This is a genomic window from Pseudomonas sp. FR229a (assembly GCF_030209115.1).
In the GTDB taxonomy this organism is placed as follows: domain Bacteria; phylum Pseudomonadota; class Gammaproteobacteria; order Pseudomonadales; family Pseudomonadaceae; genus Aquipseudomonas; species Aquipseudomonas moraviensis_A.
On record NZ_JARVSP010000035.1, the window covers coordinates 1 to 13642 of the forward strand.

At 61.9% G+C, this 13642-nt stretch carries 12 protein-coding genes; 3 read left to right on the forward strand and 9 right to left on the reverse strand.

From position 1 onward, the window contains the following. Positions 1-133 precede the first annotated feature (133 nt). The 9 genes from QRN33_RS25000 to QRN33_RS25040 form a co-directional block, all read right to left on the reverse strand. Positions 134-1174 carry an AI-2E family transporter gene (locus QRN33_RS25000; protein WP_042607148.1) on the reverse strand — a complete coding sequence of 347 codons (1041 nt, stop codon included), beginning with the start codon at positions 1172-1174 and terminating at the stop codon, positions 134-136. Between the two features lie 69 nt (positions 1175-1243). Then, the gene (locus QRN33_RS25005; RefSeq protein ID WP_285410756.1) at positions 1244-2050 is read right to left on the reverse strand and encodes a DUF4892 domain-containing protein; all 807 of its coding nucleotides are present in this window, start codon (positions 2048-2050) and stop codon (positions 1244-1246) included. A 115-nt stretch (positions 2051-2165) separates the two neighbouring features. After that, positions 2166-3020: an alpha/beta hydrolase gene (locus QRN33_RS25010; RefSeq protein WP_227972854.1), complete on the reverse strand. Its 855-nt coding sequence runs from the start codon at positions 3018-3020 to the stop codon at positions 2166-2168. Continuing rightward, a complete protein-coding gene (locus QRN33_RS25015; protein WP_042607151.1) occupies positions 3017-3823 on the reverse strand; it encodes an alpha/beta fold hydrolase in 807 nt (268 codons plus the stop codon). Before QRN33_RS25015 ends, QRN33_RS25010 begins: the two co-directional genes overlap by 4 nt. 327 nt (positions 3824-4150) lie before the next feature. Further along, positions 4151-4594, reverse strand: a complete 444-nt coding sequence (locus tag QRN33_RS25020) for a hotdog fold thioesterase (protein ID WP_285410760.1) — start codon at positions 4592-4594, stop codon at positions 4151-4153. A 31-nt stretch (positions 4595-4625) separates the two neighbouring features. After that, positions 4626-6281 carry an AMP-binding protein gene (locus QRN33_RS25025; protein WP_285410761.1) on the reverse strand — a complete coding sequence of 552 codons (1656 nt, stop codon included), beginning with the start codon at positions 6279-6281 and terminating at the stop codon, positions 4626-4628. 166 nt (positions 6282-6447) lie between these two features. Further along, on the reverse strand, positions 6448-6900 hold the full coding sequence (gene sixA / locus QRN33_RS25030; RefSeq protein ID WP_042607154.1) for a phosphohistidine phosphatase SixA: 453 nt from the start codon (positions 6898-6900) through the stop codon (positions 6448-6450). Then, complete coding sequence (locus tag QRN33_RS25035) at positions 6897-7244, reverse strand: DUF4389 domain-containing protein (RefSeq protein ID WP_083352189.1); 348 nt, start codon at positions 7242-7244, stop codon at positions 6897-6899. The genes sixA and QRN33_RS25035 overlap by 4 nt, the downstream gene beginning before the upstream one ends. A 30-nt stretch (positions 7245-7274) precedes the next feature. Then, on the reverse strand, positions 7275-8300 hold the full coding sequence (locus QRN33_RS25040) for an NAD(P)H-dependent glycerol-3-phosphate dehydrogenase (protein WP_042607156.1): 1026 nt from the start codon (positions 8298-8300) through the stop codon (positions 7275-7277). A 197-nt stretch (positions 8301-8497) separates the two neighbouring features. Here QRN33_RS25040 and QRN33_RS25045 point away from each other — a divergent pair, with 197 nt between their 5' ends. Genes QRN33_RS25045 through QRN33_RS25055 form a run of 3 tightly spaced genes read left to right on the forward strand, consistent with a single transcriptional unit; the run spans position 8498 to position 13456 of the window. Continuing rightward, entirely contained in the window at positions 8498-10621 is a 2124-nt protein-coding gene (locus QRN33_RS25045) for a TonB-dependent receptor plug domain-containing protein (RefSeq protein ID WP_285410766.1), read from the forward strand. Between the two features lies 1 nt (position 10622). Then, positions 10623-11555, forward strand: a complete 933-nt coding sequence (locus QRN33_RS25050; protein ID WP_065616801.1) for an ABC transporter substrate-binding protein — start codon at positions 10623-10625, stop codon at positions 11553-11555. After that, complete coding sequence (locus QRN33_RS25055; RefSeq protein ID WP_285410768.1) at positions 11552-13456, forward strand: ATP-binding protein; 1905 nt, start codon at positions 11552-11554, stop codon at positions 13454-13456. Before QRN33_RS25050 ends, QRN33_RS25055 begins: the two co-directional genes overlap by 4 nt. The last annotated feature ends 186 nt before the right edge of the window (positions 13457-13642 follow it).

Genomic DNA, 13642 nt, shown 5'->3' on the forward strand with positions numbered 1-13642 from the left:
TTGGGTTACCTTTTTGGCGTTTGAAAAAGGTGACCCGCCGTAAGGGCGGAACCCTAAGTCGCCGTTACCGCAAAAACGGATATTCACCCAAAACCCCAAGCAGCATGGTCGGCCCAAAGGCCGCCAAGCCCCCCTAGACCCGAGCCTGACTCTTACTCCAATCCGTCAACAGACTATAAGCCACCGCCAACAACGTAGGCCCAATAAACAACCCGATAAACCCAAACGCAATCAACCCGCCAAACACCCCGAGCAACACAATCACCAACGGCAGATTGCCGCCACGGCTGATCAGATACGGCTTGAGCACATTGTCCACGCCACTGATGATGAACGTCCCCCAGATCCCGAGAAACACCGCCATCCCGTAATCGCCCTTCCACGCCAGCCACGCCGTGGCCGGCACCCACACCAGCGGCGGCCCCATCGGAATCAGGCTGAGCAGGAACGTGACGATCCCCAGCACCAGCGCCCCCGGAACGCCAGCAATCAAAAAGCCGATCAACGCCAGTACCGCCTGCGCAGCCGCCGTACCAATCACGCCATTGACCACCCGCTGAACAGTTCCGGCCACGAGCTCGATGTAATACCCGGCACGATCGCCGATCAAGCGCTGCAGCAGACTGTGCACGAACGCCGCCAGTCGCGGCCCGTCACGGTAGAAAAAGAATACGAACACCAGACTCAGCGTCAGCTCGAGAATCCCGCCGCCGATCTGCGCGCTGCGTGCCAGCAGCCAGTTGCCGACCTGCCCCAGATACGGTTTGATCGAGACCATCAACGCCGCGCCCTGCTGGTCGATGCTGTCCCACATCGCCACCAGCCGCTCACCGACCAGAGGCACGCTGCCCAGCCAGGTCGGTGCTTCGGGCAGACCGTCGACCTGCACATCCTTGATGAATGCTGTGGCATCGCGCACATGATCGGCGAGATTGAACCCCAGCCAAACCAACGGTGCGGCCACCAGCAACATCCAGCCCAGTGTCAGGATCAACGCGGCCAGCGATTCGCGGCCATTGAGCGCACGGGTCAGCAAACGCATCAGCGGCCAACTGGCGAATGCCAGCACCGCGCCCCAGAACAGCGCCGACCAGAACGGCGCCATCACCCACAGGCTGGCGCCAAACAACACCAGCAGCAGAATCTGCACCAGCAGGCGATCGTTATTGAGCATGGAAAGTCCCGGCAAAGTCAGTCAGCGAAAGAGTAGGCGAACACGCATCGCATGCTCGCCGGGCACAGCTTATCGCAACAGGTCGATGCGAAGGCCAGAGCCTTCGAGATTGCCGGTTTCCAACCGCGCCGCCCGCACCCCCTGAGTGATCAACGCCTGGCGCCAGGCTTCGGCCCTGGGCCCGGAAACCGTGACCCGCAAGGTCGTATCGAGATTCAGCCCCCGGGAAATCAGGCGCAGCCAGGTGACATCCGGCTCATCGGCAAGTTTCGGGAAATCCAGCTCGCCAGTGCTTTTCAACTGCCGCAACAGGGTCGCTGAGGTTGGCAGCAACTCGCCCAATGGCGCAGTCGCCTCGAATTGCTCGACATGCAGATAGGCTTTGCGATTGCCACGCGTGATGCTGTAGAGCGCCACCAACGTGTTGTCCTTTGGCGCCGCCAGCCTGAGCAACAGATAGGCCTGTTGCTCATCGGAACCGTACAACTTGGCGTTGCCGAACACCTCGTTGGCCCACAGGCTGCTTTCGCCGCAATCACGGGCCTGACACCAGAACAGCAGCTCGGCGTCCTGCTTTTGCAGAGCTTCGCGGGCGGCGGTGAAGGCTTCGGTAGCGGAATGTTCCGGCGGCAATTCGTAGGTCACCGAGGTGGTCTGGCCGCGGGCGGTGATCTGCCTGTCGAAACGCAACTGGCCGCTGATCTTGCGGATCGAGCCCAGCGGATAGATGCGCTCCAGCTCGGCAGCCGGGCGATAGTCGACGATCTGCGCGTCGGCCAGACGCGGCACGATCTGCAGATCATGGCTGCCCGGCACATCGGCGGCGAACGATAAGGAGCTGAAGCAGCCCAGCGCGAAAAGACTGAGTGACCGCATAGTCAGGCTCACCGGACGGTCAAGGCTGGGCGGGTCGGGGTCGCAGCGGTATAGAAATCCATCGAGTTTGTCTCCCATTTCAACCCGCCCAGCCTCGGCAGTTGCCCGCAGCAAGTCAAGGCATGGCGAAGAAGCGATTGAAACAGTCTGCTACAAGACCTGCGCCAGCCTGGTCATTCAGGTGCAGATGATGCCCGCCCGGCAACTGTTCGTGACTGAACGGTAGACGCTGCAGCAGCTCGGGATGCCTGGCCAGCATGCCATCCGCCGCGACCACCAGATGGGCCGGACAGCTGACGCGCAGAGCGAATGCCATCGCCTGTTCCTCGGTCAGGCGCAGCGGCGATGGCAGCGTCAGGCGATTGTCGGTGCGCCAGGTGTAACCGCCAGGCACCGGCATCAAGCCGCGTTGGGCCAACAGTTCAGCGGCTTCGCGACTGACCGCCACCAGGCCTTTCATCCGCGCCTCGATGGCACGCTCGAGGGTGGTGTAGACCGGTTTGCGCTTTTCCCGCAGATCGAGTTGCGCCTGCAGGGCCATGCCCATGCGCTCGGCGGCGTTTTCTCCTTTGTCTGTAGGAGGAATCACCCCATCGATGAGCGCCAGATGACTGATGCGTTCCGGCAGCGAACCGGCGAGGACCATCGAGACGATCGCGCCCATCGAATGCCCGAGCAGGCCGAAACGCTTCCAGCCCAGTTGTTCGGCGACTTGCAGCACATCGTGGGCGTAGTCCCACAGGGCATAACCGGCGCCGTTCGGCCGATGCCCGGAATGGCCATGCCCGGCCATGTCCAGCGCGACGATGCGCAAGCCTTTGAGCATCGGCGCCAGCCGGGCAAAGCTGTTGGCGTTGTCGAGCCAGCCGTGCAGCGCGATCACCGGCAAGCCGTCGTCAGGGCCGAACAGGTGCGCGGCCAGCTCGATGTGCGGCAGGTTCAGGCGTACTTCTTCGCAGGTCGGGCTCATGCGCAATCCTTGTTCTGTCGCTGTTCCCAGCGCATGAACAGGCTCTTGAGCAACCGTGCCGTGTCCTGCGGGCGCTCCAGCGGAAACATGTGCCCGCCGGGCATGCTCAGCGCCTCGCCTTGCGGCAGACGCGAAACGAAGCGTGTGTGATGACGCATGACCACGCGGCTCTTGTGCCCGCGCACCATGGCCAGTGGCACCTGCAATTGCCGGGTACGCCCGGGGCTGGTGTGTGGCACGCCGCGATAAATGCTGATCTCCGTGGCGGGATCAAAACGCAGGCGCAGTTTATCGTCGACCTGATGCAAACCGTGTTGCAGGTAGGCGTCGAAGCATTCCGGGTCGAAACCACGAAACAGGGTTTTGCCGGCAAAGTAACTGCGCGCGCTGTCCAGATCGGCGAATTCTTCACGGCGCCCGAGCGTGCGCCCGGCCGGGGTCAGCTTATCGATGAAACCAAAGCGCTTGGCCGCGCGAATCACCCACTGATCGGTGCGGGTCAGCACCGGCGAATCGAGCATCACCACGCCCCGGTACAGCTCGGGACAGCGCAACGCTGCGTGCAGGTGCAGCAGACCGCCAAAGGAATGCCCGACGCCCCACACCGGCTGCTCCTGCTGTTCCAGGTGATGGATCAGCTCATCGACGAGGTTGTACCAGTTGTCGTCCGCCGGAAAACGCGGGTCATGGGCATGCTGCTCCAGATGCGCGACCCGGTACTCCGGCGCCAGCGCCGCGAACAACTTGCCATAGGTCCCCGAAGGGAAACCGTTGGCGTGGGCGAAAAAGATCGGTTGCGACATGCGGGCAAATCCACTGGACGAGAAACGTGGCGTTGATTGTCCGCAAGACCCGGCGCCGCAGCAATGACTGTAAGTGCCAGGAATGATGACAGTCTGGTCAGGGTGATGGGTGTGTGAACGAGACTGCTTCCCCCTCTCCCCCAAAGGCGGCGAGGGGGGAAAGGGAGCGATCGGGGATAATTCAATTCTGAAGGTCGGCGCGAAACCGCCGATCAGAACTCACTCTGGAACACGCAGATCTTTCAGGTCTACGACGATCGCCGAAACCACACGGTCGGCCCCCTCTCCCTCTGGAAGAGGGCTGGCCCTGACGGAACTCGATAATTGTCAGCGCAATGGTGGCTTTTCCCCCAGCGGCACCACCGCCATGGTCAGGCGCGACACGCAACTGGCCTTGCCTTCATCGCTGGTCAGGCGGATGTCCCAGACGTGTGTGGTGCGGCCAATGTGGATCGGCGTGGCCACCGCGGTCACTCGCCCGCTCCGCAAGCCACGCAAGTGGTTGGCGTTGATCTCCAGGCCGACGCAATAGAACTTGCTGGCATCGATGCACAGATAACTGGCCATCGAGCCGACGGTTTCCGCCAGCACCACCGATGCGCCGCCATGCAGCAGACCGTAGGGCTGATGGGTGCGATGGTCAATGACCATGCTCGCGGTCAGCGATTGTTCGTCGAAGGCTTCGAAGCGAATGTCCAGCACTTCGCCAATGGTGTTCTTCTGGATTGCGTTCAACTGTTCGATGTCGGGTGCAGTACGCCACAAGCTCATCGCAGACTTCCTTTGTTGTTGTAGTCGACGCTCAATCCTGCCACAGCACCGCCTCACTGCGCGCGCTCCATTCTTCGAAGCGCGCGCCGTAGCGGTCTTCAATGACATTGCGTTTGATTTTCAGGGTCGGCGTGAGGAAGCCGTTGTCCACCGCCCAGTTGTCCTTGACCACCACCAGCCGGCGCAGGCGTTCGTGCTTGTCGAGGGCGGCGTTGACCTCTTCCAGGAGCTTTTCCAGGCTCGCGTGCAGGTTCGCTCGGGGCTCTTGCTGATTGACCGTCGACAGCACGCACAACCCCAGTGGCGCACTCAGGCCATCGCCGACTACGCACACTTGTTCAATGCGCGAATGCACGGCCAGACGGTTTTCGATCGGCGCCGGCGCGACGTATTTGCCTTTGCTGGTCTTGAAGATTTCCTTGAGACGCCCGGTCAGGCGCAGGCGCCCTTCACTGTCCTGCTCGCCCTTGTCGCCGGTGCGCAGAAAACCGTCGGCGGTCAAAGTCTCGGCGGTCTTCTGCGGCTCCTTGAAATAACCGAGCATGTTGGCCTGGCTGCGCACCTGCACTTCGCCCGATTCATCGATGCGCACTTCCACTTCCGGGCACGGCTGACCAATCCAGCCCTGCTTGTATTGCCCGGGGAGGCAGATATGCGAATAACCGCAGCCCTCGGTCATGCCGTAGACCTCCAGCACATCGAGGCCGAGTTTCTGATACCAGGCAAGCAAGGTCTGCGGCACTGGCGCGGCACCGGACAACGCCACGCGCAAGGCATCCAGGCCAAGCCCGGCCAGCACTTTATGCCCGACCCGCTTGCCGATAAAGGGCAGCCCGAGGAGAAAGTCCAGACGCTGCGCCGGGATCTTGCTGTACACCCCCATCTGGAATTTGGTCCAGATACGCGGCACGCCAAACATGGCCGTCGGGCGCGCGCGCTGCAGATCGGTAATGAAGGTGTCGAGGCTTTCGGCGAAAAAAACCGTCTGTCCGGTGTAGATCGACGCCAGTTCGACAAACATGCGCTCGGCGACGTGACACAGCGGCAAGTACGACAGCAGCCGATCGTTCTCGTTGAGCCCGAACAGCTGCGTGCCCCGACTGGTGGCGAAACCGAGATTGGCGAAACTGTGCATCACGCCTTTGGGCAGGCCGGTGGTGCCGGAGGTGTAGATGATCGTCGCCAGTTGCTCGGCGGCCGGACGCGGATCGTCCTGGATCGGCGAACAGCTTTGCAGGTCCGCCCAATTGAAATCGAATTCGCCCGGCGGATGCAGCGGCAGGCTGATGGTCGGCAAACCCGCCGGCACACCTTGGGACATGCCTGCCCAGTCATCGAGCTTGCCGATGAACGCCAGCGCACTTTCCGAGTGGGTCAGCACCTGCGTCACGGATTCCGCGGTGAGGTTGGGATACAGCGGCACCGAGACATGCCCGGCCATCCAGATCGCCAGGTCGGCGATGATCCAGTGCGCGCAGTTTTTCGAGATCAGGGCGATGTGGCTGCCGGGCGGCAATTCCCGCGCCCGTAGCCAGTGGGCCGCGCAGCGTGCCTGATGGCCGACGTCCGCCCAGCTCAGCGTCTCGACCTGGCCGCCACCAATGGGCTGCACCAGAAAGCGCTGGCGCGGGTGCCGGGCTTCCCGTTCGTAGAACACGTCCAGCGGCAAACGGAAGGCGGCAGACATGCGACTCGCTCCTGTTTTTGGGTCTGGAGCAAGCGTAGTCAACCAAGCAAGTGCTTGGTTGAATTTTTTACCAAAAGAGACAAGATCAAGAGATCGCAGCCTTCGGCTGCTCCTACAGGGGTATGCATTCCAATGTAGGAGCTGCCGAAGGCTGCGATCTTTGCTTTTAAGGGTGCTTAAGGCTATTGAGCTTCATTGAGCCAATCAGCAGTTCACTGTGTTCAAGCTCCGCCAGTCCCGCTGTACTGACCCGCTCCGGTGGATGCCCGGCGCCATGTTGCAGATAGCTGAGCAGATTGCCCACCAACGGGTTGTGGCTGACCAGCAGTACATTGCTCACCGCAACCAATTGCTCGGCCACCTTGTCGGGATCAGTATCCGGCGTCAGCCAGTCGACCGTGCGAATCTCCGGCTCGAAGCCGAGTACCTCACGAACGATCTGCGCAGTCTGCTGCGCGCGCAGGTAAGGGCTGGCGTAAATCGCGGTCAGCGGCTGGCCCATCAGATGCGCCGCGCTCGTCAGGGCTTCCTTGCGGCCGTGCTCGGTCAGCTCACGTTCGGAATCGATTTTCGAACCGTGAGGCACCGCCTCACCGTGACGCAATACCCAGAGTTTCATAGTTTGGGCTCCTCATCGCGCACCGGATGCGCGGCCGGGGCGACGGTGTGCGGCGTTTCCCCTTCCGGGGTGCGCGGCGCTGGCCAGTCGGCGAACGGCCAGGGCTTCTGGTCACTGTGGAACGTGCCGAAGCGGCCGATCTGCGCGAGGAACTGGCTGAGGCTGTCGCCAAAATTCATCAGGCTGGCGCTCGGTGCGCCGTAGATCAAACGGTAGATCAGTTGCACCAGTACCACCGCGCCGAGAATGAATTGCGCGACTTGCCAGACCAGCAGATAAACGATCATCCACAACACCCGCAGGAGAATGGATTCGTATTGGGTTTCGGTTTTCGGATCGTTCATGGCTTGCTTCCTGTCCGTGTAACAGCTGAATCAGTTGAAACCGCTGGTGGAAATAAAGTCGACGTCGGTTTTCGGCTCGGCACGCATCAGTAGACCGATCACCTGCTCCAGCGTGCGTCCTTCGAACAGGATTGCGTGCAGCCCGGCGACCAGCGGCATGTACACACCGACTTCCTGGGACTTGGCCTTGAGCACTTTGAGGGTATTGACCCCTTCGGCGACTTCGCCGAGACGCGACACCGCTTCGTCGAGGCTCAAGCCCTGACCAAGGGCGAAACCGACCTGATAGTTGCGGCTCTTGGGCGACGAACACGTCACGATCAGATCGCCGACCCCGGCCAGGCCGAGAAAGGTCATCGGGTTGGCGCCTTGATTCACAGCGAAGCGGGTCATCTCGGCCAAGGCGCGAGTGATCAGCATGCTCTTGGTGTTCTCGCCCATCTCCAGCGCAACCGCCATGCCGGCGATGATCGCGTAAACGTTTTTCAACGCCCCGCCCAGCTCGACACCGAACCGGTCGGCGCTGGCGTAAACGCGGAAGGTGCGCCCGTGCAGCGCGGCTTGCACTTGTTTGCACAGCTCTTCGTCTTCGCTGGCGACCACTGTGGCGGTCAATGCATGTTCGGCGATTTCCCGCGCCAGGTTCGGCCCGGACAACACGCCGATTCGCGCCTGCGGGGCGATCTCTTCGAGGATCTGGCTCATCAGTTTGAAGGTCTGCGCTTCAATGCCTTTGGTCAGGCTGACCAGCATCTTGCCGCTCAAGCGCTGGGCGTGGGCCGCAAGCACCGTGCGCAAGGCGCTGGAGGGCAGCGCGACAAAGCACAGATCGCAGGCGTCGAGGGTGGCCTGCAGGTCGGTGACGGCGCTCACCCCCGGCAGAATCTTGATGCCTTTGAGGTAGCGTGGGTTTTCGCGATTGACCCGGATGGCCTCGGCCTGCTCGGGGTCACGCATCCACTGAAGGACTTGATGGCCGTTCTCGGCCAGCAGATTGGCCACGGCGGTACCAAAACTTCCGCCTCCCAGGACCGCAATCGGGCGCTGTTCAGTCATATGCAATCCGTTAATCCATACCAGTGGCGATGCCGGGCATTATACGGGGCGCCCCGGTGGCGGCCAGCCCCAGCAACAATTACCGACATTTGTAGGAAGAAGACCAATAAAGCCTAGGAAAATGCCTGTAACGTCACTGGAAAAGTCGCCGCCCTCGGTTAACATGCGCGCCAATTCTTCTCTCTACAGGCTGTGTCGTGTTTTCTGGCCCTCCTCCCCCGCGCTCGCCCCTGCTACTGGCACTGCTGTTCAGCCCGCTGGTGCTGGCGGACGACCTGTTCGTCGACAGCCAGACGCTGCCGCCGGTGCTCACGGCCACGCGGCTGAAGCAGACGCCGGCAGAAGTGCCCGGGAGCATGACCGTCCTCGACAACGAATTGATCACTGCCAGCGGTGCCCGCGATATCAGCGAACTGTTGCGGCTGGTGCCGGGGATGATGGTCGGCAACATCAACGGCAATCAGCCGGCGGTGAATTACCACGGGACCAACGCCAGCGAAGCACGACGCATGCAGGTGCTGATCGATGGCCGTTCGGTGTATCGCGCCGGTCTGGCGACGGTGGACTGGAGCGATATTCCAGTGGCCATGGAAGACATCGAGCGGATCGAGGTGTTTCGCGGCCCGAACACCGTCAGCTACGGCGCCAACGCATTGATGGCGGTGATCAACATCATCACTCGCCATCCGGCCGACAGTCACGGCACGCGCCTGAAAATCACTCGCGGCCAGCGCGGCATCAACGACTTTTATGCCAGCCAGGGCACCGGTTGGGATGGCGGCGATTTGCGCCTGTCGCTGTCCGGCCAGGAAGATGACGGTTTCGACAGCGACCGCAACGGCGCCGATTACCGCGACAGTCGGCGCTTGAATCGTCTGAGTCTGGCGGTCAGTCACGACCTCAATGAAGGACAAAGCCTCGACTGGCAGCTCAACGCCAAGGACGGCAGCAATCAACGGCCCTATACCTACCGACCGGTGTTCTCCGGGATTACCGACGCCGGGAACAATTCCGACGTGGTCGCTAAGGATTACGCCGGCTCGGTGCGCTGGAACCTCGATCTCAACCCGGACCACAGCCTGTACGTGCAAGGCTCGGCGCAGCATTGGGACCGCCAGCAAGTCTGGCGCGCCTGCGATGCCGAGGTGTCGTTCAGTCCTGAACTGACGCAATTGTGGCAGCTCAACCCGAATTACACCGAACGCCTGGCGCGTAATATCAGCCAGTTCACCGGCCCCGGCGCGGCACCCGGCACGCCAGAGGAAATGGCCCTGGCCAATCAGGTGCTCGAACAATGGCGTAACGGCGCGAGCAGAACCCTGTGCGGCGACATCGATCAGAGCGCCCGCGAGTCGCGTTACGACCTCGAACTGCAGGACACCCTCAGCCTGTCCGACAGCCTGCGTCTGGTCAGCGGCCTCAACTACCGCTACGACCGCGCCGACTCCGAGACGTACTTCAACGGTACCCTCGACGACACCACCTGGCGCGCCTTCGGCCAACTGGAATGGCGCGCTACCGAGCACTGGCTGGTGCAGGGCGGTGCGATGTTCGAAGACACGCAACTGATCGGCAGTTCGCTGACCCCGCGCTTCGCGGTCAACTACCTGATCAACCCGCGTCACGGCCTGCGCGCGGTGTACTCGGAGGCGATCCGTTCGCCGGACATGTTCGAGAACAACGTCAACTGGAGCTATCAGGTCAGCAACCTGCGACCTTCGGCGTATGGCCAGTCGTCGGCGCGCTATTTCGTCAAGACCCGCGGCCCTGGCGATCTCGATCAGGAGCACATGCGCTCGCGGGAATTGGGCTACAACGGCTATTTCGCCGAACTCGGACTGGCCGTAGACGTGAAGCTGTTCTACGACGAAATCACCGGGATGATCAGCGAGCCGCTGCGCAACAATCAGTACATCGCCAGCAACGCCAACAGTTCGCGCTTTCGCGGCACGGAAACGCAACTCGACTGGCGCCTCAGCAGCGCCGACCGTTTGCGCTTCACCTACGCCTTCGTCGACGCCGAGGCGAGCAATCCGCTGGATCAGCAGTTCACCTCGCGCAACAGCGGTTCCGCCGGTTGGCTGCGCAGTTGGGGCCATGGCTGGAACAGCGCCCTCTTCTATTACGGTGACAACGCGCTCAACGGCTATCGCTTCGAACGCGTCGACACGCGCATCGCCAAACGCATCGCCATTGGCAAAGCGCAGCTGCAACTGGCGGGCGTGCTGCAACAGCGTCTCGACCATCAGCCGAACACCTTCGTCGATAACAATTATGACGAACGCCGGGTGATGTATTTCAGCGCCGAGCTGGAGTTCTAGGATGCGCAACGGCTCGTCACGGAAGACGCCAACCCTTGGCCACTGGCTGGCGGGGCTCTGCCTGTTCTTGACCGCGTGGCTGCACGGGGTCGCGGTGCAGGCCGCCGACATTCTCCTGACCGGCGCCGAGGAAAGCCCCGGCGTGCAGGCGTTCGTCCAAGCATTGAGTGAACTGCGCCCGACCGACAACGTGCGGTTTCAGCCGCTGGCGAGCCTGCCGGCGCCGGGCAAACTGCCGGCCAGCCTGCGCCTGATCCTGCTCGATCTGCCGAGCCTCGACTGGCGCCTGCAGGACGCGCAAGGCCCGTCGACCCTGGTGTTGCGCATCAGCCGCTTGCAGGCGCGCCAGCGTTTCGCCGATGCCCACCCGGCGCGCCTGAGTCTGCTGTGGAGCGACCCGCCGCTGAGCCGACAACTGCAACTGATCCGGCGAATTCTGCCCCAGGCCCGGCGCGTCGGCGTGCTGTTCGATGAGCACGGCGAATTCCTTCTCGACGAACTGCGCGTGGCTGCCCGGTCCTTGAATCTGGACATCGTCAGCCAGCGCTGGGACAACACCCACGACAGCCGTCCGTTGCAAGCCGTGCTGAAAAACAGCGACGTATTGCTCGGTCTCGACGACCCCGATCTGTACAACTCACAAACTGCAAAGAATCTGTTGCTCAGCAGCTACTCGCGGCAGGTTGCGCTGATCGGCCCCAACATTGCATTCGTTCGCGCTGGCAGTCTCGCCAGTACCTACAGCGATCAAAGCGACTGGCTGGCGATCCTCGACCATTTGCTCGATCAGCCGACCAGCGCATGGCCGCGGGCGCTCTATCCCGATCGTTTCAAAGTCTCAAGTAATGCGCAGGTGGCTCGTTCCCTAGGCATCGAACCGTTGAATGAAGCATCTGTCGCCAGTGCCTTGGCCGAAGGAGAGCGCCGCCCATGAATTTCCGTCGCCGTTGGGACATCAACACCCGCACGCAGCTGATCAGCCTCGGCCCGGCGCTGTTGCTGACGTTGCTGCTGATCAGCTTCTTTACCTTCGTGCGCATCCAGGATTTGCGTCAGGAGCTGAACCACACCGGCCAGTTGATCGCCAACCAACTGGCCCCGGCCACGGAATACGGGGTGATCTCGGGCAACAACGAAGTGCTGGAAAGCCTGCTCAAAGCGACACTGGCCACGCCCAATGTGCGTTTTCTCGAAGTGCAGGACAGCGCCAACCGGATTCTGGTGTATGTCGAACAACCGGCCGACAGCCACAGCCGCCCGCATCAGGTCGAAGTGTTCCAGGCCCCGGTGCGCCTGCAGCGGATCGCTTTGCACAATGATTTTTTCCAGGACGGCAAAGTCAGCAACAGCGCCGCGGGCGAGGATTATCTGGGGCGGGTGATCGTCGGCCTGTCCAACGACGCTTTCAGTCAGCGCCAGCAGGAGATCCTGTTCAAGGCCGGGATTCTCGCGCTGTTTGCCCTGCTCTTCACCTTCGTCGTCGCCCGGCGTCTGGCCGGCAGTCTGTCGCAACCGATCCGCGACATCGGCGACGCAGTCAAGGCCATTCAGGAAGGCGACTACAAAACCCCGCTGCCGATTGTCGACGACACCGAACTGGGCGCGCTGTCGCAGCACATCAACAACCTCGCCCAGGCGCTGGAACAGGCCAGTCGCGAACAGCAACAGGCGATGGCGCAACTGATCCAGACCCGCGAAGAAGCGGAAAAGGCCAACAACGCCAAATCGGATTTCCTGGCGATGATGAGCCACGAACTGCGCACACCCATGAACGGCGTGCTGGGCATGCTGCAGTTGCTCGAAACCACCGAGATGACCGACGAGCAGGTGGAATACGCCGCTCTCGCTTCGGAGTCGACCGAGCATTTGCTCAAGGTCATCAACGACATTCTCGACTTCTCGCGAATCGAACGTTCGGAGCTGGAGCTTGAGCACATTCCGTTCAACCTCGCCGAGCTGATCGGCGCCTGCGCGCAATCGTTCCAGCACAGTGCGGTGCAGCGAGGCCTGGCGCTGAATCTGCGCATTCCCGACGACATGCGCGGTTTGCAGGTGCAGGGCGATCCGACACGGATCCGGCAGATTCTGGTCAATCTGGTCGGCAATGCCTTGAAGTTCACCGAGCAGGGCCGGGTCAGCATCGAGGCGCAATGGCAATCGCTGGATCATGAATTGCTGTGGTTCACCTGCTCGGTGCGCGACAGCGGCATCGGCATTTCATCGCAGAGTCTGGAGCTGATGTTCAATGCCTTCCAGCAGGCCGACAGCTCGATCTCTCGCCGTTACGGCGGCACCGGCCTGGGTCTGCCGATCGCGCGCACGCTCGCCGAACGCATGGGCGGCACCTTGCGCGCGCAGAGTGAGGAAGGACGCGGTTCGGTGTTCACTCTGGAAATTCCATTGGCGCTCTATAAGCAGGCAATGCCGGCGCTGGCCGCGCCGCGTGCGCTGAACGGCAACGGTCAGGGCGACGGGCGTCATGTGTTGCTGGTCGAAGACAACCCGGTCAACCAGACCGTGATCGAAGCGATGCTGCGCAGTCTGGGTTTTGCCGTCAGCGTGGCGACCGATGGCGCGCAAGCGGTGCGCAGCGCCGGGGACGGCGAATTCGAAGTGATTCTGATGGACTGCCGTCTGCCGGTCATCGACGGCTACGAGGCCACGCGGCAGATTCGCGACCTGCCCGGACGCCGCGATGTGCCGATCATCGCGCTGACTGCCAATGCCTTGCAGGGCGACCGCGAAACCTGTCTGGCGGCGGGTATGAACGATTACCTGGCCAAGCCGTTCAAACGCAATGACCTGCAGCAGATTTTGCAGCGCTGGGTGTCGTAGTGTGGGCCTTTCGACCATCTGCGACTGGCGTGAAAAGCGAAAGTGCGGCAGTCTTAGGCACCCGAACGAGCCCCAAAAGGGGCTTGATTAAAAATTTCAGTGCACAAGTGTACATTCATGTCCTTGGTGCTGTGACTTTCACCACAACGCAATAGTCTATGAGTAGGCTGCCGGTTCGAGGCATGA

Bases quoted from the DNA above. Each gene is read 5' to 3' on its own strand.
- QRN33_RS25000 (WP_042607148.1), bottom strand. From the start codon at position 1,174: ATGCTCAATAACGATCGCCTGCTGGTGCAGATTCTGCTGCTGGTGTTG.
- QRN33_RS25005 (WP_285410756.1), bottom strand. From the start codon at position 2,050: ATGCGGTCACTCAGTCTTTTCGCGCTGGGCTGCTTCAGCTCCTTATCG.
- QRN33_RS25010 (WP_227972854.1), bottom strand. From the start codon at position 3,020: ATGAGCCCGACCTGCGAAGAAGTACGCCTGAACCTGCCGCACATCGAG.
- QRN33_RS25015 (WP_042607151.1), bottom strand. From the start codon at position 3,823: ATGTCGCAACCGATCTTTTTCGCCCACGCCAACGGTTTCCCTTCGGGG.
- QRN33_RS25020 (WP_285410760.1), bottom strand. From the start codon at position 4,594: ATGAGCTTGTGGCGTACTGCACCCGACATCGAACAGTTGAACGCAATC.
- QRN33_RS25025 (WP_285410761.1), bottom strand. From the start codon at position 6,281: ATGTCTGCCGCCTTCCGTTTGCCGCTGGACGTGTTCTACGAACGGGAA.
- sixA (WP_042607154.1), bottom strand. From the start codon at position 6,900: ATGAAACTCTGGGTATTGCGTCACGGTGAGGCGGTGCCTCACGGTTCG.
- QRN33_RS25035 (WP_083352189.1), bottom strand. From the start codon at position 7,244: ATGAACGATCCGAAAACCGAAACCCAATACGAATCCATTCTCCTGCGG.
- QRN33_RS25040 (WP_042607156.1), bottom strand. From the start codon at position 8,300: ATGACTGAACAGCGCCCGATTGCGGTCCTGGGAGGCGGAAGTTTTGGT.
- QRN33_RS25050 (WP_065616801.1), top strand. From the start codon at position 10,623: ATGCGCAACGGCTCGTCACGGAAGACGCCAACCCTTGGCCACTGGCTG.
- QRN33_RS25055 (WP_285410768.1), top strand. From the start codon at position 11,552: ATGAATTTCCGTCGCCGTTGGGACATCAACACCCGCACGCAGCTGATC.